Origin of the sequence: Clostridium puniceum, from assembly GCF_002006345.1 — a bacterium.
In the GTDB taxonomy this organism is placed as follows: domain Bacteria; phylum Bacillota; class Clostridia; order Clostridiales; family Clostridiaceae; genus Clostridium; species Clostridium puniceum.
Genome location: NZ_LZZM01000179.1, coordinates 50,162 through 72,105, shown reverse-complemented (window position 1 = coordinate 72,105; position 21,944 = coordinate 50,162). Strand labels below are relative to the sequence as shown.

Genomic DNA, 21,944 nt, shown 5'->3' with positions numbered 1-21,944 from the left:
TAACATTTTTTTAATTAATGATTTTAAATAGAAAATATTATAATCAAATACTGATATCGTTTTGTAAATTAAAGCTTAAATATATTTTCAAAAAAGTTTTAACCTTATTAAATTGAACTTATATATGCCAATAACTTGTTAATGAAATTTCCAAATACAAGTACTCCAGCACCTACATAAACAACTCCAACAATCATTGATACAAGTATAGCCATAGGAATATTTCCCCAAGCTCCCATTGGAAGTTCTCCTAGAATTCCAAGTGTAATTGCCCATCCACATAACCATGAAGGTAAATAGATAATTTTTTTTAATCTGCTACTGGCTATTAATACTGCTATTACTCCCATGGAACATAGTGTAATAAATACATTTATACTCTTATTCCATGGTAAAACATTTATAATATATGATGCTATGCATCCCCAAGCAACACTTATTGCAAATCCTACAGAAATTTTGATTATGTCTTGAATCTTATTTCCATTTGCTACAAACAATGCTGCGCAAACTAACGCAACACCTCCAACTTTTATTCCTAAAAATGGACTTAAAACTGCCCAAATTGGAGGTAATAAACCAATTCCCATAGCAAGGGTAATAACTTTAAATATTTCTTCTCTATGTTTTTGTATTTCCTCTGTACTACATTTTTTTCTCAAAGACATTATCTTTTTCTTCTCCATTCAATACTCTAAGCCCCCCAAAAGGTAACGCTTCCATTTCATTTTCATCTAGTAAAATTACAACTTTAGAAATAACTCTAACTACCCTTCATTAGGAAATTTGCTTTCCTCTCGAGTATGTTCATCTTCTATAGAATAAGCCCAATCAAATGTTTTAAGATATATGGGTGATAAAGATCTAACTCCAATCATAGATGCTCCTATTGCCACGTCCATTGCAGCTTTTTCATTAGGTGCCTATTCAGTTATAATTTCCCTTTTATATTACGGATGGTTTTTAAGGATTTCAATACTTAGTGTTCCTGCATATGCTAATGAAACTGCTAGTCCAACTTCGTAACCCCTTCCAACAAGAATCCCATTTCCTGTAATCAGTTCTTTCATATATAACTCCTCCTTACTAATCAACAACATATATCATACATTATATATCTTGCATGATTATTATTTTAAGATGATTATATCACTTATAATTTTGAAAAAGCAAGAATTTTTAGTATTGATTTTATAAATTTATAGTAATAACATTCAACATTTCTTCATATTCTTACACTTTAAATTCATTTATAATAAACATAAAGCTCATCACATATTATGCACGATATGTGATGAGCTTTCTATCTTATTAATAAAAACATGTTTAAAGTCACTTGAAATTATAGACTTTATTATATTAATCCTGCTTACTAATCAAACTTCGCTTTAGTGAAATTACAAAAAATAAACAATCAAAAGCTTAATAATAATTATTAGTGAAAATTTAAATCTAATTACTAAACTTTTTAGATAATAATTTTTTTATTATTTTAATTTAGTTATTTAATTCCTCAATTCCTTTAATAATAACGTCTTTAGCCTTAAAATTATTACGCTCAATTGCTTTCATTGCCTCGATTTCATCTCCAGCTTTAACAGCCTCATATAAATCTATAAAATCTTGAATTCCAGATATTCTAAAATTCTGTTCTGCATTAATCTGTTTTGTAAAAATATTTCTTAAAATTGCTTGTTGGGCGTGTACAATATTAGCACTACCTGTCAATCTTGAATTATCAGCATATTTATAAAAAATATCCATAATTTGTGTAACATACTTTGAAAGTTCTTCCTTGTTGCTTGATTTTTTATAATTGTCTATGCATTCTTTAATTTCTTTTGCTATATCATCATTGTTTCCCTTTTCCATTGCATATCTAATTGCTCCAGTCTGAAGTGCAAAATCAACTTCTATGATTTCTTGGACATCTTTAGGTGACAAGGTTATCACTCGTGCCCCAATATTATTTTCATATTCCACTATGCCATCTTTTTGAAGTCTATTAATAGCCTCTCTAATAGGAGTACTACTAACTCCAAATTTTTCTTGTAATTCACTTACATTTAACCTGTTTCCTAATGGAATTCTTAGCTCTATTATTTGTCTTTTCAATTCTTCATATATTTGATCCACTAATGATTGTTTCTTTAGTACTGCCATGTTTATCTCCTCTATTTTTCTTGTAATTTAAATCACTTCAAAAATTATCCTACTATATGATTAAACTAATACATTCTTTAATACAATTATATCATTAAAAATAATACAATAAAATTAACTTTCAATACAATTACTTAATTATTCATTGTAAATTAAGAATAATTAAATAACCCACACCAATACTTAAATTTAGTATTAGTGCAGGTTTCATGATTAGGACTGAGTATGCGTTTAAAATATAGCATCTTTCAAGATGTTATATTTTTTTATTCAATAAGTTCCTATATAATATAATGCTAATATTTTTCATATTTACTAAAACATTAACTTTGCTTATAAAGACATATGTTTTACTTTGACACCATTAACGTCAAGTAACTCATTTTTAAGTATTTCCATTTCATCTAAACTAGAGTGAATATGCAAAATTATCAAGCCTTCCTCAGAACAAGAATCTTGACTAACTTCATGTAGACCAATTCTAGTTTTTATAATGCATCCATGTTTAGTCAAAACAGTTTGAACTTGTGGCGCATGAGCACTTCTAGGATCAATAATTACTACCATAATTGTGGTTTTCATAAATCACATCTCCTTGTTTTTATGTTATAAATTATTATCTCCAAATAAATTGAATTAATACAATTTTATTTTACTAATTTATGACAAAGTTGCTTCTGCTTGTTTTGTTAACATGTATTAATATTCTTTTCTACTTCTTTATTTTGCCAATTTCTAATTTTAAACTAATAAAATATTTTGTCATTTTCAGTATACTCCTGTAACATGATATTAATTAGTATAACATCTCCAATCTTCACAATTCCATACATCTGTTGCAATATCCTCATAAAACTCTCGCTCATGACATACTAGAATTATGCTTCCAGCATATTCTTTTAAAGCACGCTTAAGTTCATTTTTAGCATAAATATCTAAGTGGTTTGTCGGTTCATCTAAAACTAATATATTGGTGGGTTCATTAATTAATTTACATAATCTAACTTTTGCTTGTTCCCCTCCACTTAATAGATTAATAGGACTATCTATGTGCTGCTTTGTTAATCCACATTTAGCAAGATTACTTCTTATCTCCGTTTGAGTTAAATCTGGAAATGCATTCCAAGTGTCATATAAAACTGAATTAGTATTATCTTCTGCAATTTCCTGTTCAAAATATCCTATCTTGTTATAATAGCTTAAGATTATTTCGCCGTTTATAGGTTTTAATAATCCAAGTAAGCTTTTTAAAAGAGTTGTTTTCCCTAAACCATTAGCTCCAATTATTGCAATTTTTTCTCCTCTTTTCATTTTTAGATTTAGAGGTTTACTTAACGGTTTGTTGTATCCAATAATTAAATTACTCGCTTTAAAAATTATGCTTTCTGGCATTGTTACACTTTTAAAGTTGAAACAAGGTTTCATAATTTCTTTTTTGATTTCTATTCTTTCAATTTTATTAAGTCTTTTTTCTCTTGACTTTGCTTGTTTTGAAGTTGCACTTCTAGCTTTATTCTTTCTTATATACTCCTCAAGCTTTGCAATTTCGTTTTTCTGTTCTCTATATTCAATTAACTTCTGCTGCTTTTGTATTTTATAAAACTTAACAAAATAATCATAATTTCCTTCATATCTTGTTAAATTTTTATGCTCAAGATGACAAACTACATTTACTACACTATTTAAAAAACTATTATCATGGGATATTATTATAAATGCATTATCATAGTTTATTAGATAATTTTTAATCCATTCTATATGTTCTTCGTCTAGATGATTAGTTGGCTCATCTAACAATAAAATATCTGGCTTTTGTAAAAGCAGTTTGGCAAGTAAAACTTTAGTTCTCTGCCCTCCACTTAAAGCAGAAACGTCAGTTTCTAAAAGATGCTTAATTCCAAGTCCAGCTGCAATTGCCTGTATTTTGGAATTAATACTGTAAAAATCACTTTTATTTAATATTTCTTGCATAGTGGCAATTTTGTTTAGAGTTCTGTTCATTTCTTTTTCGTTCATGTTGCCAAGCTTATTATATAAATGATTAATTTTATTTTCTATATCAAATAAATTTAAAAATGCTTCTTTTAAAAAATTTAATGCAGTTATTCCTTCTTTTAAGTCAACCAGCTGGTCCATATACCCAATGCTAAATTTACTATTCCACTTGATAGTACCTCCATCCGGTAAGATTTGATTAGTAATAATTTTCATAAAGGTTGATTTACCTTCTCCATTAGCACCAATAAGACCAATATGTTCCCCTTTTAATAATCTAAAAGATACCTTGCTAAATAATATTCTATCTCTAAATGAATGACTCATATTTTCAATTGTTAAAATACTCATAAATTATTCATCTCCTTGCATCCTCATAAGGAATAATATCATTATGAAAGACAAAGTCCAAGTTTATAAATAAATCTGTAATGTTTGTAATCATGAAAGGTATTTTTTATACATCGTATATAAAATATATCAACAATATCATATATGATTACAATATATGGACATAAAAATTCAAGGCATATTTTTCATTGTAACAACTGTGAAAAATATGCCTTTTATATTAATCATAATTTCTTTGATGCCTAATTATTCTTCTTATACTGCTTTCCGTTAAAAAATATTGTTCTGATAATATTTTAACAGACGCTCCAGAGGAATGCTTATTAAAAATTTCTTTATCGCGTTCTTTAAGATATTTTTTAGTTTCAGTATTTTCTCCCCAAGACTTTTTATTTTCATTTTTTCTAGGTATATAGATATATCCACCATCTGTATACTTTTGAATTAGTTTAATTATACCTTGTGGTAGTATATTTTCTGCTTTTTCATATTTCATAAATTTTTCGCTCCACTCTACATTTAGTTTATAAATGAAGATGCAAAGTTTAACTAAAATATGAAAAACTCAATAATTATATATTGGCTCCAAGCAAAAGTTTTTCATATCTTACAATCTTTGCATGGAGCTAAGTACTATAGATAAAAACATCGTAAAATCACTTCCTTTTTATTTTATATTATACTATTTACGTAATTAATGTCAATTTTAACTCTTCCCCTATCACCGTATGGTTTTAATCTGCTTAATCTAATGTTTATAACAAGGAATGGCGATAGTTTTAGTTACGAATGTAGTTAATCTAAATAATTGAGAAAAATCTATTTTGATTCTCGTTAGTTTCACGATAGAAGTGAAGCACGACCTTTGAAATCCACTATCTAAATAAAGTACAGATATGAACTTTACTGTTTTATCTATACTTTAATTATGATTATAATTGTATTAATTTGTTTAATTTATTCTGTATATAAATATATTAATTACCTTTTTAAACTTGCTCCATTAGTATAAATCACTTCTTTATACCACTCAAATGATTTCTTTTTTATGCGGCGGAATGTTCCACTTCCATCATCATGACGATCAACATAAATATATCCATAGCGTTTTCTTACTTCTGCTGTTCCTGCACTTACAATATCAATTGGCCCCCAACTTAAATATCCCATTAACTCTACTCCATCTGCAATTCCTTCACCAGCTTGAACAATATGATCATTTAAATATTTAATACGGTATTCGTCATTGATAATATCTCTTTCTTCAAGTATATCATTGGCACCTAATCCATTTTCGACAATAAATAATGGTTTATGGTAACGATCATATAAAACATTCATTGTATATCTAAGTCCTTTAGGATCAATTTGATATCCCCATTCTGATGAGTTTAAGTAAGGATTTTTTACCCCACCGAATAAATTCCCCGGTGATGTCTCAAGCCCTTCTGGAAATGCACTTGAACAACGACTTTTGTAGTAGCTAAATCCAATAAAATCTACTGTATGTTCTTTTAAGAGTTCTTCATCTTTAGGTAATATTTCTATTTCGATTCCATTTTCTTCGAAATAACGATTCATATAAGATGGATACTCGCCCCACGATTGTACATCTGAGAAAAATAAAATTTTACGATCATATTCCAATGCACTAATTACATCTTCTGGACGACACGTATATGGATAGTACGAACCTGACGCAATCATGCATCCAATCTTTGCATCTGGAATAATTTCATGGCACGCTTTAACTGCTAATGCACTTGCAACAAACTGATGATGCGCCCCTTGATATTGAACTTGTAATTCATTCTCTCCATCTTTCATGAAAATTCCTCCACCTGTGAATGGGAAATGAATAATTGAATTAATTTCATTGAATGTAATCCATAATTTAACCTTGTCTTTATAACGCTCAAATACAATGCGAGAATACTTTTCAAATAAATCTACTAATTTACGATTGCGCCATCCACCATATTTATTTACAAGACCCATCGGCATTTCATAATGTGATAATGTTATTAATGGCTCTATTCCATACTTAGCCAACTCATCAAACACATCATCATAAAATCTTAATCCTGCTTCATTAGGAGTTTCTTCATCTCCATTTGGGAAAATACGTGTCCAAGCAATTGAAGTACGAAAACATTTAAATCCCATTTCACCAAGTAAAGCAATATCTTCTTTATAACGATGATAGAAATCGATTCCCTCATGAGTTAAATGTTCTCCGTGTTTAATTTCATGGTATCCTCCTATTATTCCTTTTGGAGAATAATCAGCCGTTGACAAGCCTTTTCCATCTTCCATATATGCTCCTTCAAATTGATTGGCAGCTACAGAGCCTCCCCATAAAAATCTTTCTGGAAATTTTTTAAATTTATTCAATGACATATAAATCTCTCCTTAATAATTATTGTGATATTTATTTAAAAATTGTGTTAAATAATAGTATTAAACTCTAATGAAAAATTAAATTTAGTTATTAGTTAAACATTTTTCCAACAACTTTTAATATTTTTATTAAACAATCTTATTTAGTATTTAAACTAAAGTTAATATTTTTTCTCCAACTTTAATAAACTCTTCTTCAGTTGCTAATACATCTAAGAACTCATTAGTATTTGTAATGATAATAGGCGTAACTAAATCATATCCTTTTGCTTTAATTTCTTCATAATCAAATTCTACCAATAAATCACCCAATTTAACTTTATCTCCAGCTTTTATGTAAGTTTTAAAATGTTCTCCTCCTAATTTAACAGTATCAATTCCAATATGGATTAAGATTTCTGCTCCATCATCAGTCACAATTCCAATTGCATGTTTAGTATTAAAAATTGAAGCAACTGTCCCATCAACAGGTGAATATACCTTTCCTTCTGTTGGAATAACTGCAACACCTTTTCCCATAATTTCATTTGAGAACACTTCATCATCAACCTCTGATAATGGTACTACTTTTCCATTTAATGGGCTACTAATTGTATGTTCTTGTATTATTTTCGAATCTTTTTTTTCAAGTTCTTTTGGCTTTAATTCATCAGTAACATCTTCAAATCCAATGAACCATAATATAGCGAACGTTACAATAAAAGCTATAAAAGCAGAAATTAATGCGTTAATTACATTATGAGGGTCATCACCTACATATAATCCAATTGCTGCAAGACCTGCTCCACCGCCTCCAAAACGTTGAACTCCCATAATTCCTGCATAAAATCCTCCTACTCCTCCACCAATTGTAGTGGCAATCATAGGGCGTTTTAAACGTAAATTAACTCCGAATAAAGCTGGTTCAGTAACTCCAAGCAATGCAGTAATTCCACTTGAAATTGATAATTGTCTTAATTCTTTATTTTTAGTCTTACAAGCCACACATAATGCTGCGGCACCTTGAGCAATATTAGAAGGTAAATTTCCAGGTCCAATAATTGTTTCACGCCCCAAAGATGAAAGTGAATTTACATAGGCTGGAAGTAAACTGTAATGCATTCCTGTCATAACTAGGAAAGGCATAAATGCTCCAATTATAGTTGGTAATACCCATGGAGCTACTTTTTCAACAGATAATAATATACCTACCAATCCGTCTCCTAGAATTGTTCCAAGTGGTCCTAAAACAACTAGTGCAATAGGTGACATAATTAATAAAATAAGTAATGGTTTAGCAATAAATTTAATTACAGATGGTATAACTTTTTCAGCAAATCTTTCAACATATGATAATACCCATACTATTAAGATAATTGGAATAACTGAAGATGAATAAGCTACCAACTTAACTGGTAATCCAAAAAATGAACTCATACTAGCCGCATCTTTTAATACAACAAATTTGGGATGAAGTAAAATAGCACCCATTAGCATTGCCATGTATGGATTACAGTTAAACTTACGTGCTGCTGATGGTGCTAGGAAAATCGGCAAGAAATAATACGCCGCATCAGCAATAAAACTTAAATAGTAATATGTTGTTCCCGTCTTATCAATTAGATTAAATAGTACCAACACTGACAATAGTGCTTTAGTCATTCCCGCTCCAGCGATAATTGGTAAAATAGGTGAAAATATTCCTGCGATAGTATCTAATATCTTATTAATTACACTTTTATTTTCCTCATCTGAAGAATCAGTCTTATTATTCGTAAAATCACCTATTTTTTGAATTTCTTTAAATGCTTTTGCAACTTCAGGTCCAATTATAACTTGAAATTGCCCTCCTTTATTTGCCACCCCCATAACTCCGTGAATATTTTTAATAGTTTGTTCATCAACATTTTCTAAAGATTTCAAATTAAATCTTAGTCTTGTCACACAGTGAGTTAATCCAGATACGTTTTCTTTCCCTCCAACTTGCTTTAGGATTTCTTTGGCTAATTCTTTTACATTCATACCTTTCCCTCCTACTTTTATATAGCTTTTAATAGTTTAAAATTTATATACTTTTCTTAATTACTTTTAATTTTATGAAATAGAAAAGACCCAAACTGCAACTAAATACTTCAAAAAAATACTATTTCAGGTTTTAACTTTCTTAAAATAGATTTTCTTCATAACAATTAGAAGTATTTAGTAAACAATTTAGGTCTTGCCTGAAGCATCAGTTACAATCCATAATTATTCACGTTTATATTAAATTTTTATTTATCTTTATTTCGCTCAGTGACTCTCTGTATGTGTATTATCAGATATGTCATTTCCTCACTAGTTAGTTTAAAATTAAAATTCTTCTCTATATATTTTTTAACTTTTTCTGAACATTCATAGGCTTCTGAATACTTATTCTTTAACATTAAATATAAATCCTCATCATAACTTGTGGTTAGTCTATCATTCAATATTCTTTGTGCAAAAAATTTTAAATGTGTTACTAATCTATGATAATTTAAAGCTTCTTCATCAAAATCAATTTTAAAATGGTATTTAATTATGTTAAGAGATTGTTGAATCATATTAGTGATACTTACTACATTTGGCATATTCTCATTTAGCTGTGCATTTACAATATGCAATGCAATAGATGCTGCCTCATCCTTTGGTAAATCCATATCAAGTTTTTCTTTTATTATTTCTAGTGCCTTGAGTCCAATTGAATACTCTTGTTTATAAAATCTTTTTATTTCCCAGGCCAACGGGTTCTTTATGTCTGCTTCTTGTTTATGTCTATACAAAGCAAAGCTAATATGATCAGTTAATGTCAAATATATATTTTCATTCAATTTTTTATCTAGTTTGCCTTCTGCATAATTTACTATTTCTTCACAAACTTCTACATATTTGATTGGAATTTCACTAATAAGTTTTTTTAATTTTTCAGACACTTCTTTATTGTCTAAAGTAAATATTCTTTCAATTTTTTCTTTTTCTAATTCATCTCCAGCTTTTTTTTTAAAAGCAAGACCTAGTCCCATTACCACCATTTCTTGATCACTCTCATTAATAATAGTAACAGCATTGTTATTTAATACTTTTTTTATTTTCATATTAATCACCATCTTAAAATATATGAATCTTGAGTAATAGTATTTTTTACAATTATCGATAATTACCTAGTTTAAAGTTCATTATATAATAAAAAACCTAAACTAATATCAAACTCTTATAAAATATTTATAAGATAGTTTCATATTAATTTAGGTCTTGCCTGCAAACCAGTCACAATCCTTTTTAAAACGATATCATCTTTACAAATACATAATATTATATAATACAACTGTTGTCAATAGTATAAATTAGAAATTATTTTTATTATACTCTATTTTCTTATTTTTAAACATTTTCATCAAATTAAGATTTATAATTTTATTTCTGTACTAGGTAATGACCTTGCAAACATTACTATTTTTTATTATTTTACTCCATAGCTTTTTATAAGAAATATTCTAACTTACTTGGTATATTCTCTATTTCTCACATTAATAAATATTCCTTAGGATATCAGTTTATATATCTTTAGCATCAAACAGTTATTTATTTATTTAATTTATTACTTAGATTATATAGTCAAATAACCCACTACAATACAATTTTTATTGTAGTGGGCAAATGGCTATGAATTTTAACCTAGCTTATCCATTAACACGCATTCCTTATTTCTCACTTAAACTAATCAAAAAAACTTTTATTTAGTATATGATAGACTCATATGGTTTTAAAGTTCCATATCTATACAAGTATTACTTATATTAGTTATCATATAAAAGATCTTTGTCGGGTGTTACCAATATCTTTACATGCTTCTTCTTTTCTGGACCTGTTAATGCTCCAAAACCTTCTTCTACTATCTCATCTAAATGTATTTTCTTTGTTACATATCCTTCTGCTTTTATTCTCCCATCTTTCATTTGAGCAATGGTTGCTGGAAATTCATGTCTATATGCTAATGTGCCAACAACTTTCTTTTCTGTAAATACTAATGAATTAGGATTAATCTTAGCATCATTTTCCCATATACTTGTTATTACTAAAGTTCCTTCAAATTTTAAACTTTCAAGACCTACATCAAGACCTATTTGAGCTCCTGTAGTTTCAAAAGCTACATCAACTCCCAATCCATTTGTAAGCTTTTTAACTTCTTTTACTATATCTACCTCATTAGGATCTAATACTACGTCTGCACCTGATCTTTTAGCGTATTCTTGTCTTATTGACTTTCTTTGTAATACTATTACTAATTTTGCGCCAGCGGCCTTTAAACATTCTATAGTTGCTAATCCTATTGGTCCAGAACCTAAAACTAATGCAGTATCTCCTGTTCTAAAGTTACCTATTCTAATAGAATGTAATGCAACTGCCATCGGTTCAACTAATGCAGCTTGCTCATAAGACATCTCATCTGGTATTTTATGTACAAATTTTTCTGGAAAAACTGTATATTCAGCTAATCCACCACCACTTCCACAAAGTCCATGGAATCCTAAAGATGAGCATAAATTATATTTTCCTTCTAAACATGCTGGGCATTTTCCACATGCAACTATAGGTTCAACTATTACTCTATCTCCAATTTTAAAATTAGTTACACTCTTACCAATATCTACAACTTCTCCCGAAAATTCATGACCTAAAACTACTGGAGCAGTTGTGCCACTTAGGGGATGAGGTTGTCCTACTGGTATAAATATAGGTCCTCCTAAATACTCATGTAAATCTGATCCACATATTCCACACCATTTTACTTTAATTTTCACACCATCACTTGTTACCTTTGGTTCTTCAATCTCTTCTACTCTAACATCTTTCTTTTCATACCATAACGCTGCTTTCATATAAATTCCTCCTAAAACACATTGTTAATTAATTCACACTTATATAAAGCAATATTCATGCCACAAAAATCAGATATTACTATAGCAATTGTGATTTTTTCTTTAATCTATTCATATTAATGACTTCTCTTTATTTTAGAATATAACTATTAAATATAATAAATTTGAAAGTAAATTAAAAACGCATCAAAATGATACACTTTTTCCTTCTCATTTTGATACACACTTTTCTTTTTTCTCATTTTGATACATAAATTTCATATTTTTTTATCTTTCTATATAAAGTCGCTCTTCCTATCTTTAACATTTTTGCTGCTAGCTGAAGATTTCCATCACATTTTTTTATGGCATTTCTTATTGCCTTATCTTCTAATTCGTCAAGAGGTATTATTTTTGTTTCTTCTCTGGAAGATTCCTGTTTATTTATATTTATATTTTCATTTTTATTGTTATAATCTAAACAATTTATATTCATGATTTCATCTTCACTTATATAATAGTCTCTTTCAAAAACATTTTTAAGTTCTCTTATGTTCCCAGCCCAATCATATTTTTTTAATTCATCTATATATGACTGTTTTACATTTTTATTTCTATCTTTATTTTTTATATTTAATATTTGTATGAAATTGTTTATAAGTAGATCTATATCTTCTTTTCGTTCTCTAAGTGGTATTGTCTTTATTTCCATTACACTTAATCTATAATATAAATCTTCTCTAAAATTTTTTTTACTTATTTCATTTTTCAATACTCTATTCGTAGCACCAATAACCCTTACATCTAATTGTTTTTCATATGTGCCCCCAACTCTTACAATCTTTCCATTATCCAATACTCTAAGAAGCTTACTTTGAATATCTAATGGCAATTCTCCAATCTCATCCAGAAAAATTGTACCTCCATCTGCTAATTCAAATTTTCCTGGATGTCCTTCTTTTGATGCTCCTGTAAACGCACCTTTCTCATACCCAAATAACTCACTTTCAACCAGTTCACTTGGTATTGATGCACAATTTACTGCAACAAAAGGACCTCTTACACGATTACTATAATTATGTATTGATTGCGAAATTAATTCTTTACCAGTACCGCTTTCTCCTTGAATCAAGATATTGCAATCACTTTTTGCAGCTTTTTTAGCAAAATTTATCATATTTTTCATTTCTAAATTATTTGTTATAATATCTTTAAATTCATATTGAGCTTTATATCCTGCAAATTTATTTACTAGTTTATGTACCTTTTCAACTTCTGTGAAAGTTATAACCATTCCACTATTTTTGCCATTTTTATTTAATGGTAATATATTCATGACGCATTTTATCATGTCATTGTTTATAGAGAAATCCCATTCTAGGTTATTAAAAAATTTATTTTCTTCTTTAAGAAGTTTTTTGAAATTTATTCCATTTAAAACTTGGCTGATATTCATATTCATTGCTTCTTTTAATGATACATTTAAAATCTTTAACGCTCGTCCGTTTATTCTTTTTATTTTCATATGTTCATTCATAACTATCATACCCTCAGATATAGAATCAAAAGTTACATTAAGTAATTTATATGAAATAGCTAATTCCATTTGTTTTTGTATTGATTCAGCTGCTGCCGTTACTATCCCTAGTGTATGAGAATGAGCATTGTAATAATTACCTGACATATTTATGCATCCAATTAAATTATTATCTTCATCATAAATTGGTGCTGCTGAACACGTCCATGAATGTTGATTTATTCCATAATGTTCCCCCCCTATGGTTTGAACTGGTTTATTTAGATATAGAGCCGTTCCTATAGCATTAGTTCCAACTACTTTTTCTGACCACAATTCACCTTTTAGAAAGTTTAATTCTTCAACTCTCTCCATTATATCTTCATCACCTATTACGTCTATTATATATCCATCTTTGTCTACTAAAAATAAAGCAAAACCTGATCCGCGAACCATACTATAAATACTTTCAATAACAGGCCTAGCAACAGAAATAAGTTCACTATTTTTATTAATCAACTCATTTATCTTAGGATGTTTAATACTTCCTTTTCCATTGTAAGGATCCACACCATAATTTCTACACCTTATCCATGAATCCGCAATCTCACGCCTAACATTTTGATGCACTTCTCCAGTAGAAATAAATTTTTCCCATGCTTCAGTTATAAATTCGATATATTCTTTCATATATACATCTCCATTACTTATAAAATATACTAAGTTATATTTTACTTAGCCCAACTTAAGGTGTCCACTAGTATTTGTCATGACAAATACTTAATAAACTTCACTTCTAATATGCCAAATTTAAGACTTTTAAATTTAAATTATTTAGCTGTCCATAGAACATTTTATTATGCTTAATGTATTGACTGTATTTCTATTTAGTGATATAGTCAATATATTTTTCAGCCTTCCTTTAATATTTTTCTATATATTGCTCCAAATAATTATATAGTTTATTAATTTCTTCATTTTGAGGCAAACAGTTAATTAATGTTTCCATAACTTTTTTCTCATTTATATAGTTAAATGAAAATGGGAAATTTAAATCTGATATCCAACTCAATTCATATAATTTTCTATCATTATAGTTTTTTAATGAATTGTTACTAATCTTTCTGCCTAAAAGGATATCTTTCAACAATTCTTTATTATATTCTGGTGTAAAAGGTAAATTATCTATTGCTGGATTAGGATTATTCTGTCGTTCTCTTTCGTATTCAATGATTATCCTAAAAATATCAAGTTTATCAGCATCTCTAATTAATTTACAAAACAATGATTTTTCTTCATTTAAGTTACTTGGAAGTTCTTTTATATTATGAAGACTTATAGCTTTAATAATAATTCTTTGCCTGCTATCATCCAATTTTTCTAATATTTTATGTTCTTCTAATATCTTAATCCCTAAAGTAGCATGGTTTTCTGAAATGGCATCTCTAAATGTCCTATATGTTCTAAATTGTTCAAATCTTCCTATGTCATGAAATAAACCTATTATTTCCGCTGTATTAACTTCTTCCTCTGTTAAATTTAAGGATTTTGCAATGTTTACAGCATGCTTTGCAACTTTTAAAGTATGCGTTTCCTTAAGTTCGATATTTTGATTTACTAAACTATCTTCTCCGTAAAATTTTTTTACGTAAGAATTAAACCAATTATAATATTCTTTAAGTAATTCGTGTTCCATTTTTAATCTCCTTATTCTAATTTTATAAATATATTATACTCTATAAGGTTGATAATATTTCACTTTTCTTTTTCGTTTGTCTTAACTGTGATTCCATTATTTAACCATTTGTTGTTAAATAATATAAAATTGGCAGCATATTAAAAAGTGTAGTCATAGCATCATGACTACACTCAAAACATATATCTAAATATTCTCTACCTTCATAGCTCTCATTGCATTTAATACTGCAATGAGTGCTACTCCAACATCACCAAAAACTGCTTCCCACATAGTTCCTAATCCAAAAGCTACCAGAACTAGTATTATAAGCTTAATACCTAACGCAAAAACTATATTTTGCATTACTATACTTCTTGTTTTCTTTGCTATCTTTATAGCTGAAGCAATTTTTGAAGGTTCATCTGTCATTATAACAACATCAGCAGCTTCAATTGCTGCATCTGAACCAACACCGCCCATAGCTATACCTATATCTGCTCTAGCTAACACTGGAGCATCGTTTATTCCATCTCCTACAAACACAATCTTACCTTTAGCGGATTTTTTTCTGAATAATAGTTCTAGCTTTTCAACTTTTTGATCTGGTAATAATTCAGTGTAAACTTCATCTAAGCCTAACTCTTCAGCAATTTTAGTTCCAACAGTTTTATTATCACCAGTAAGCATAACTGTTTTCTTAACCCCAATAACTTTTAATGCATTTATTGCTTTTGCTGAATCCTCTTTTACCTCATCAGAGATAACTATATATCCTGCATATTTTTTATCTATAGCAACATGAACTACAGTTCCTATAGTATTAATTTGCTTATAAGATATATTTTCTTTATTCATTAATTTATAATTACCAGCAAGTACTTCTTTTCCATCTAGAACAACTTTGACTCCATGGCCTGATATTTCTTCATAATCTTTTATTTTATCTATAATTATTTCATTGCCATAAGCCCTTAATATAGACATTGCTATTGGATGATTAGAGTAATTTTCTGCATAAGCTGCACAAGCTATGAGTTCATGTTCTGAAATATTATTTTCTGATTTTATTTCTGTCACTTTAAATATACCTTTTGTAAGTGTTCCAGTTTTATCAAATACAACCATTTCAACATCATTTAATGCCTCAAGATAATTTCCACCCTTAACAAGGATTCCATTCTTTGACGCTCCACCTATCCCTCCAAAAAATCCCAAAGGTATAGATACAACCAAAGCACAAGGACAAGATACAACTAAAAATGCTAATGCCCTATAAATCCATTCTGAAAATGTTGCTCCTTCTATTATAATTGGTGGAATTACAGCTAAAGCTAATGCTGCAAAAACAACAGCTGGAGTATAATATCTAGCAAACTTTGTTATAAAGTTTTCTGTTGGAGCCTTTTTACTGCTTGCATTTTGAACTAAATCTAATATCTTTGCGACAGTAGAATCTCCGAATCCTTTTTCTACTTCTATTGTTAAAAGTCCATTTTTATTAATAACTCCACTTAAAATATTATCTCCAACTACTACTTCTCTAGGGACTGACTCACCAGTTAAAGCAGCAGTATCAACCATAGAATTTCCTTCAATTATTTTTCCATCTAATGGGACTTTCTCACCAGGTTTTACTACTATGATATCACCTATTTTAACTTCTTCTGGTTCTACTTTTTTAATATCATCGTTTATTTTTAAGTTAGCGAAGTCTGGCCTAATATCCATAAGGGCTGAAATAGACTTTCTTGAACGATTAACAGCCAAGTCTTGAAACATTTCTCCTATTTGATAAAAAAGCATAACCGCTACACCTTCTGGATATTCTCCTATAGCAAAAGCACCAATCGTTGCTATACTCATTAGGAAGTTTTCATCAAATACCTGACCTTTCCTTATATTTCTTAAAGCACCTAATACTACTTTTCCACCTACAAGTAAATAACTTGCTAAATATAAGAATAATTCTATTGAATTAGAAAATTTCATAGCAGTTGCTATTCCAAAAATCATTGCACCAATAGCCAATTTAACAATTTCACTCTTATTATCTTCTGTTTCTTCTTTTTGACTTTTTAATACTCTATAATTATTATCAATTACAACTACATTAACATCTGGTTCAATTCTTTTTACTATTCTCTTAACATCATCAACAATAGTGTTTTGCTTTGTTGAATCATCTATTTCTATAGTAAGCTTTGTTGATATAAAATCTACTACTGCAGATTTTACACCATCTATATTATTTGATTCTCTTTCAATTTTTGCAGCACAGTTACCACAGCATAATCCTTCAAGTAGAATCTCTTTTCTTACAGATTTCCCTATCACTTTTTCTCTAATCCTAACATGAGATTCAATACTAGTTATAATATTAGTTACTGCTACTATTAATTCTTCTATTCTACTAGATTCTTTTATTTCTAATATTAAAGTTTTAGTAAGAAAATTTATATTGGCGGAATTAACTCCATCTAACTGGTTTATTTTTTGCTCCATTTTAGCTGCACAGTTTGCACATCCAAGTCCTTCTAATATAAATTCTTTTTTTATTTTTTCCATGTTATTTTTATTTAATAATTTAGCATTAATAGGACCTTTAGCTATTTTTATATTACCTTGCATAATTTTTTCCTCCAATCTAAAAGTTACTTTTTCTCAGAAATATGAACTAAGCCTTGATCAAAAATACTTTTAACATGTTCATCATCTAGTGAGTAGTAAACTACTTTACCTTGTCTTTTGTACTTTACTAGTCTAGCTTGTTTCAAAACTCTTAACTGATGCGAAATAGCTGATTGAGTCATTCCAAGTAGTGCTGCTATATCACAAACGCACATTTCAGCTTCAAATAATGCGCATAATACTTTTATTCTTGTTGAATCTCCAAGTACTTTAAATAAATCAGCTAAATCATAAAGAGTTTCCTCTTTTGGTATACATTCTTTAACTTTATTAACTATATCTTCATGAATTATGGTGCAATTACAAATTTCAATATTATTGTTTTCCATTCTTTTCACCTCTCCGTTTGAACATATGAATATCTATTCATACATTTATTATATTCAATACTACTTTATTTTGTCAATAGAATTGATAATTATTTTCAAACAGAATAAAAAGGTTACCTTCTATTTAAAAAATTTTATTTATAATCAAACAATGTGGCAAGCAACTTCATGTCCATCAGAAATTCTTCTAAATTCTGGCTCTAAATTTTTACATTTATCTGTTACATAAGGGCAACGTGTATGGAACTTACATCCACTTGGTGGTTTTGCTGGATTGGGTATCTCTCCATTTAAAATTATTCTTTTTCTTTTAATTGTAGGATCTGGTATTGGAACTGCTGATAATAACGCTTTTGTATATGGATGAAGAGGATAGTTAAATAGTTCATCTCTATCGGCAATCTCAACAATACTTCCTAAATACATTATAGCTATCCTTGTACATAAATGTTCAACAACACTTAAATCATGAGATATAAAAAGATAAGACAACTTTTTCTCATTCTTTAAATCACTAAATAAATTTATTATTTGCGCTTGTATAGATACATCTAAGGCTGATACTGGTTCATCTGCTATAACAAGTTTTGGATTTAGAGCTAATGCTCTCGCTATTACTATACGCTGTCTTTGTCCTCCTGAAAATTCATGTGGAAATCTATCAATCTGATAATCAGAAAGCCCACAGATTTTTAATAAATCTATAATCTTTTCGCGTACATTGTTTTTTGTTGCCAATCCATGTTCTAAAAACGGCTCAGCTATAGCATCACCAATTCTCATTCGAGGATTTAGTGAACCATATGGGTCTTGAAAAATATATTGAATTTGAGGTCTAAGCTTTATTAATTCCTTCCTCCTCAAACTGTGCAAATCAACTCCATTAAACTTAACAATACCATCTGTTTTTTCATTCAATCTAAGAATAGTTCTGCCAACTGTAGTCTTTCCGCTTCCTGACTCTCCTACTAAACCAAATGCCTCACCTTTATTTATAGTGAATGAAACTCCATTGACAGCTTTTACTTCTCCAATAGTTGCTTTTGTTAGATTATCCTTTATTGGAAAGTACTTTTTTAAATTCTTTACTTCTAACAATATCTCACTCATATTATTCTTCCTCCTGATAAAGCCAACAAGCAATTTTATGGTTATCTCTGACGTTTTGAAGGGTCGGTGCCTTGCGCTTACATATTTCTTTACATTTAGTACAGCGGTCACTAAAATAACAAGAAGGCTTTAAAGCTGAAAGATTTGGCACATTTCCATCAATAGTGTGGAGTCTTTCAGTGCGTTTCCCAAGTATTGGTTTAGCCTTTAAAAGTCCTTTTGTATATGGATGCATACTATTTTTAAATAGTTCTAACACTGGTGCTTCTTCTATGATTTTCCCAGCATACATAACAATAACATAATCGGCAACTTCAGCTACCACACCTAAATCATGAGTAATAAGTAATATAGATGTATGAAATTCTTCTTTAATGTTATTTATTAAATCTAATATCTGCGCTTGAATGGTAACATCTAGAGCTGTAGTTGGTTCATCCGCTATTAAAAGTTTTGGATTACAGCTTAGGGCAATAGCAATCATAATTCTTTGAAGCATTCCCCCACTCAATTCATGTGGATATGAATACATTATTTCCTCAGCTCTTGAGATTCCCACTTTTTTAATAAGTTTAATCCCTTGATTAAATGATTCTATTTTATCCAGTTTCTTATGTTCAATTAAAGGTTCTACTATTTGTTTACCTATTGTCATCAATGGGTTAAGCGAAGACATAGGTTCTTGAAATATCATGGATACTTCATTCCCCCTAATAGAGCTCATTTCTTTTTTCTTAGCTTCAAGTAAATCTTTGCCTTTAAATATTACCTCTCCACTTTCAATATTACCTGGATTCCCTATTAAGCCTAAGATTGAAAGTGCTGTGACACTTTTGCCACAACCTGATTCACCTACAATACAGACAGTTTGCCCGTCTTTAATTTGGAAGCTTACTTCATCAACTGCTTTTACAACACTTTCCTCCGTTTTAAAGTAGGTCTTTAGATTTTTTACTTCTAATAAAGTTTCATTCATAGCTATTCACCTACCTTTTCATCTTAGGGTCTAACGCGTCTCTTAGCCCATCGCCTATTAAATTTATTGAAATAATAGTAAATAGTAATGCTGCACCTGGAGGTATCCATAGCCAAGGTCTATTTTTAAAATCCATAAAGCTATTGGCTGCATCAATCATATTTCCCCAAGAAGCAGTTGGTGGGGTAACCCCAAGCCCTAAAAAGCTTAATGCTGATTCACTAAGTATGGCCCCAGCTACACCTAAGGTTGCAATTACTATTAATAGCGGAATTGTATTAGGGATCAAATGTGAAAATATTTTTCGTCTATCACTTAGTCCAAGTACTTCTGCTGCATCCATAAATGATTGTTCCTTTAAAGAAAGAATTTGTCCACGAATTAATCTTGCAAGCCCTGGCCAACCAACCAAGCTAAGCATAATCATAACTAAATAAATTCTGGATTCTTGAGGTATTTTCCATTCTGACATTAATGCTGCTAATATTATAAGAAGTGGAAGACTTGGAATAGACATAAGGATGTCTGCCAAACGCATTATTATGTTGTCTATTATCTTTCCGTAAAAACCTGATAAAGCGCCTAATATTGTTCCAATAATGATAGAAAGTGTCATAGATGCAATACCTATCGTTAAAGAAATTCTTCCACCTGACATTAATCTTGTTAATATATCTCTTCCAAGCTGATCTGTTCCCATCCAGTGTTTAAAGCTTGGAGGCTTATTTATCATCAATGGGTCTACCTTATCTGGTAAATATGGTGATAAGAAAGGACCTATAAAGCTAAAAAGTAACATAAAGATAATGAAGCATAAGCCTCCTACAGCAAATCTATTTTTCTTAAAACGTCTTATATTTTGATTCCATAGGGAATTCCTCTTAACCTTTGATTTATTATTAAACATCATATGCTCACCTCATTTCAACCTAATTCTAGGGTCAGCATAGGCATAAAGTACATCTGCCAAAAGATTTCCCAGGATTGTAAGTGTTGCTAATAATAAAGTAAAGGACATTAAAACAGGATAATCTCTTGTACTAACAGCTTCAAGTTGTATATGCCCAACACCTGGCCAATTAAATATCTGTTCCGTTATTATTGCTCCAGAAAATAATCCAGGCAGCTCAAAGGCAAGCAAGGTTATAGCTGGCAAAATTGCATTTCTTAAAGCATGTCTAAAAATTACTGTTTTTTCCTTCAATCCTTTTGCTCGAGCTGTTCTTATAAAATCCATTTTTATAACATCAATCATGCCTGATCTAAAATATCTAGTTAATGACCCTAGATTTAATAACGTAAGCAGTGTAACTGGTAAAATCATATGTTTTCCTACCTCTAAAATATAAGTAAATCCAGTTGTAGTACTTCCTGTATTTATCATTCCCCCTATAGGCAATATATTTAAATCTACAGAAATAAATTTTATCATAAGTAGTCCTAAGAAAAATGAAGGAAAAGACATAAATACAAAAACACCTACAGTTGTTATTCTATCAAACCACGAATTTTGTTTAACAGCAGAAGCTACTCCTATAATTAAAGCTGCAGTCCAAGATATAATTACTGATACTATGGCCACAATAAAAGAATTCCAAATGTATTTATTTAATAAAGAGGTCACAGATTCTTGATACTTTAATGAAAAACCAAGATTTCCCGAGAATACTCCTGATATCCAAATAAAATAACGTTTAATAATAGGTTGATCTAAGCCATAAAGTGCTTTAAGTTCAGCTAGCTTGCTAGGATTAAGTCTTACAAAAGAATCAAAATAATCTCCTGGCATTGCTGCAAATAGGAAAAATATAAGAATTGAAACACCAATAAGCGTTGGTATCATAATTAAAATTCTTCGCAGAATATATTTTTTCAAGCTCTC

General features: G+C 29.4%; 18 protein-coding genes. All 18 read right to left on the bottom strand.

The genetic code is table 11. The annotated features are described in order from the left end of the window. Positions 1-107 precede the first annotated feature (107 nt). The 18 genes from CLPUN_RS14940 to CLPUN_RS14860 all read right to left on the bottom strand — a co-directional run bounded on the left by CLPUN_RS14940 (position 108) and on the right by CLPUN_RS14860 (position 21,938). On the bottom strand, positions 108-686 hold the full coding sequence (locus CLPUN_RS14940) for a DUF1097 domain-containing protein (protein WP_242954146.1): 579 nt from the start codon (positions 684-686) through the stop codon (positions 108-110). Between the two features lie 81 nt (positions 687-767). Next, a complete protein-coding gene (locus CLPUN_RS29230) occupies positions 768-902 on the bottom strand; it encodes a hypothetical protein (protein ID WP_278281660.1) in 135 nt (44 codons plus the stop codon). Positions 903-1,497: 595 nt separating this feature from the next. Further along, positions 1,498-2,163, bottom strand: a complete 666-nt coding sequence (locus tag CLPUN_RS14935; protein WP_077848050.1) for a GntR family transcriptional regulator — start codon at positions 2,161-2,163, stop codon at positions 1,498-1,500. Between the two features lie 333 nt (positions 2,164-2,496). Beyond that, positions 2,497-2,745 (bottom strand): CPF_0552 family protein, encoded by a 249-nt coding sequence (locus tag CLPUN_RS14930; protein ID WP_077848049.1) that lies wholly within the window; start codon positions 2,743-2,745, stop codon positions 2,497-2,499. A gap of 210 nt (positions 2,746-2,955) precedes the next feature. After that, positions 2,956-4,509, bottom strand: a complete 1,554-nt coding sequence (locus CLPUN_RS14925; protein ID WP_077848048.1) for an ABC-F family ATP-binding cassette domain-containing protein — start codon at positions 4,507-4,509, stop codon at positions 2,956-2,958. 220 nt (positions 4,510-4,729) lie between these two features. Further along, entirely contained in the window at positions 4,730-5,005 is a 276-nt protein-coding gene (locus CLPUN_RS14920) for a CD3324 family protein (RefSeq protein WP_077848047.1), read from the bottom strand. 485 nt (positions 5,006-5,490) lie between these two features. Continuing rightward, a complete protein-coding gene (ascB, locus tag CLPUN_RS14915) occupies positions 5,491-6,909 on the bottom strand; it encodes a 6-phospho-beta-glucosidase (protein WP_077848046.1) in 1,419 nt (472 codons plus the stop codon). 150 nt (positions 6,910-7,059) lie between these two features. Then, a complete protein-coding gene (locus CLPUN_RS14910; RefSeq protein ID WP_077848045.1) occupies positions 7,060-8,910 on the bottom strand; it encodes a beta-glucoside-specific PTS transporter subunit IIABC in 1,851 nt (616 codons plus the stop codon). A gap of 248 nt (positions 8,911-9,158) precedes the next feature. Then, on the bottom strand, positions 9,159-10,001 hold the full coding sequence (gene licT / locus CLPUN_RS14905) for a BglG family transcription antiterminator LicT (RefSeq protein WP_077848044.1): 843 nt from the start codon (positions 9,999-10,001) through the stop codon (positions 9,159-9,161). A 702-nt stretch (positions 10,002-10,703) separates the two neighbouring features. Next, positions 10,704-11,786, bottom strand: a complete 1,083-nt coding sequence (locus tag CLPUN_RS14900; RefSeq protein ID WP_077848043.1) for a 2,3-butanediol dehydrogenase — start codon at positions 11,784-11,786, stop codon at positions 10,704-10,706. A gap of 238 nt (positions 11,787-12,024) precedes the next feature. Continuing rightward, the gene (locus tag CLPUN_RS14895) at positions 12,025-13,971 is read right to left on the bottom strand and encodes a sigma-54-dependent Fis family transcriptional regulator (protein WP_077848042.1); all 1,947 of its coding nucleotides are present in this window, start codon (positions 13,969-13,971) and stop codon (positions 12,025-12,027) included. A gap of 232 nt (positions 13,972-14,203) precedes the next feature. Next, on the bottom strand, positions 14,204-14,977 hold the full coding sequence (locus CLPUN_RS14890; protein ID WP_077848041.1) for an HD domain-containing protein: 774 nt from the start codon (positions 14,975-14,977) through the stop codon (positions 14,204-14,206). Positions 14,978-15,163: 186 nt separating this feature from the next. Beyond that, positions 15,164-17,587: a heavy metal translocating P-type ATPase gene (locus CLPUN_RS14885; RefSeq protein ID WP_077848040.1), complete on the bottom strand. Its 2,424-nt coding sequence runs from the start codon at positions 17,585-17,587 to the stop codon at positions 15,164-15,166. Between the two features lie 23 nt (positions 17,588-17,610). Continuing rightward, a complete protein-coding gene (locus CLPUN_RS14880) occupies positions 17,611-17,976 on the bottom strand; it encodes an ArsR/SmtB family transcription factor (RefSeq protein ID WP_077848039.1) in 366 nt (121 codons plus the stop codon). A gap of 144 nt (positions 17,977-18,120) precedes the next feature. Continuing rightward, positions 18,121-19,086, bottom strand: coding sequence for an ABC transporter ATP-binding protein (locus CLPUN_RS14875; protein ID WP_077848038.1), 966 nt, complete (start codon positions 19,084-19,086; stop codon positions 18,121-18,123). Between the two features lies 1 nt (position 19,087). Then, positions 19,088-20,062, bottom strand: a complete 975-nt coding sequence (locus CLPUN_RS14870; RefSeq protein ID WP_077848037.1) for an ABC transporter ATP-binding protein — start codon at positions 20,060-20,062, stop codon at positions 19,088-19,090. Positions 20,063-20,072: 10 nt separating this feature from the next. Beyond that, positions 20,073-20,972 (bottom strand): oligopeptide ABC transporter permease, encoded by a 900-nt coding sequence (gene opp4C, locus CLPUN_RS14865; protein ID WP_077848036.1) that lies wholly within the window; start codon positions 20,970-20,972, stop codon positions 20,073-20,075. A 9-nt stretch (positions 20,973-20,981) separates the two neighbouring features. Further along, positions 20,982-21,938 (bottom strand): ABC transporter permease, encoded by a 957-nt coding sequence (locus CLPUN_RS14860; protein ID WP_077848035.1) that lies wholly within the window; start codon positions 21,936-21,938, stop codon positions 20,982-20,984. Positions 21,939-21,944: the final 6 nt, after the last annotated feature.

Coding starts and splice junctions, on each gene's coding strand:
- CLPUN_RS14940 (WP_242954146.1), bottom strand. CDS start 686: ATGGAGAAGAAAAAGATAATGTCTTTGAGAAAAAAATGTAGTACAGAG.
- CLPUN_RS29230 (WP_278281660.1), bottom strand. CDS start 902: ATGGACGTGGCAATAGGAGCATCTATGATTGGAGTTAGATCTTTATCA.
- CLPUN_RS14935 (WP_077848050.1), bottom strand. CDS start 2,163: ATGGCAGTACTAAAGAAACAATCATTAGTGGATCAAATATATGAAGAA.
- CLPUN_RS14930 (WP_077848049.1), bottom strand. CDS start 2,745: ATGAAAACCACAATTATGGTAGTAATTATTGATCCTAGAAGTGCTCAT.
- CLPUN_RS14925 (WP_077848048.1), bottom strand. CDS start 4,509: ATGAGTATTTTAACAATTGAAAATATGAGTCATTCATTTAGAGATAGA.
- CLPUN_RS14920 (WP_077848047.1), bottom strand. CDS start 5,005: ATGAAATATGAAAAAGCAGAAAATATACTACCACAAGGTATAATTAAA.
- ascB (WP_077848046.1), bottom strand. CDS start 6,909: ATGTCATTGAATAAATTTAAAAAATTTCCAGAAAGATTTTTATGGGGA.
- CLPUN_RS14910 (WP_077848045.1), bottom strand. CDS start 8,910: ATGAATGTAAAAGAATTAGCCAAAGAAATCCTAAAGCAAGTTGGAGGG.
- licT (WP_077848044.1), bottom strand. CDS start 10,001: ATGAAAATAAAAAAAGTATTAAATAACAATGCTGTTACTATTATTAAT.
- CLPUN_RS14900 (WP_077848043.1), bottom strand. CDS start 11,786: ATGAAAGCAGCGTTATGGTATGAAAAGAAAGATGTTAGAGTAGAAGAG.
- CLPUN_RS14895 (WP_077848042.1), bottom strand. CDS start 13,971: ATGAAAGAATATATCGAATTTATAACTGAAGCATGGGAAAAATTTATT.
- CLPUN_RS14890 (WP_077848041.1), bottom strand. CDS start 14,977: ATGGAACACGAATTACTTAAAGAATATTATAATTGGTTTAATTCTTAC.
- CLPUN_RS14885 (WP_077848040.1), bottom strand. CDS start 17,587: ATGCAAGGTAATATAAAAATAGCTAAAGGTCCTATTAATGCTAAATTA.
- CLPUN_RS14880 (WP_077848039.1), bottom strand. CDS start 17,976: ATGGAAAACAATAATATTGAAATTTGTAATTGCACCATAATTCATGAA.
- CLPUN_RS14875 (WP_077848038.1), bottom strand. CDS start 19,086: ATGAGTGAGATATTGTTAGAAGTAAAGAATTTAAAAAAGTACTTTCCA.
- CLPUN_RS14870 (WP_077848037.1), bottom strand. CDS start 20,062: ATGAATGAAACTTTATTAGAAGTAAAAAATCTAAAGACCTACTTTAAA.
- opp4C (WP_077848036.1), bottom strand. CDS start 20,972: ATGATGTTTAATAATAAATCAAAGGTTAAGAGGAATTCCCTATGGAAT.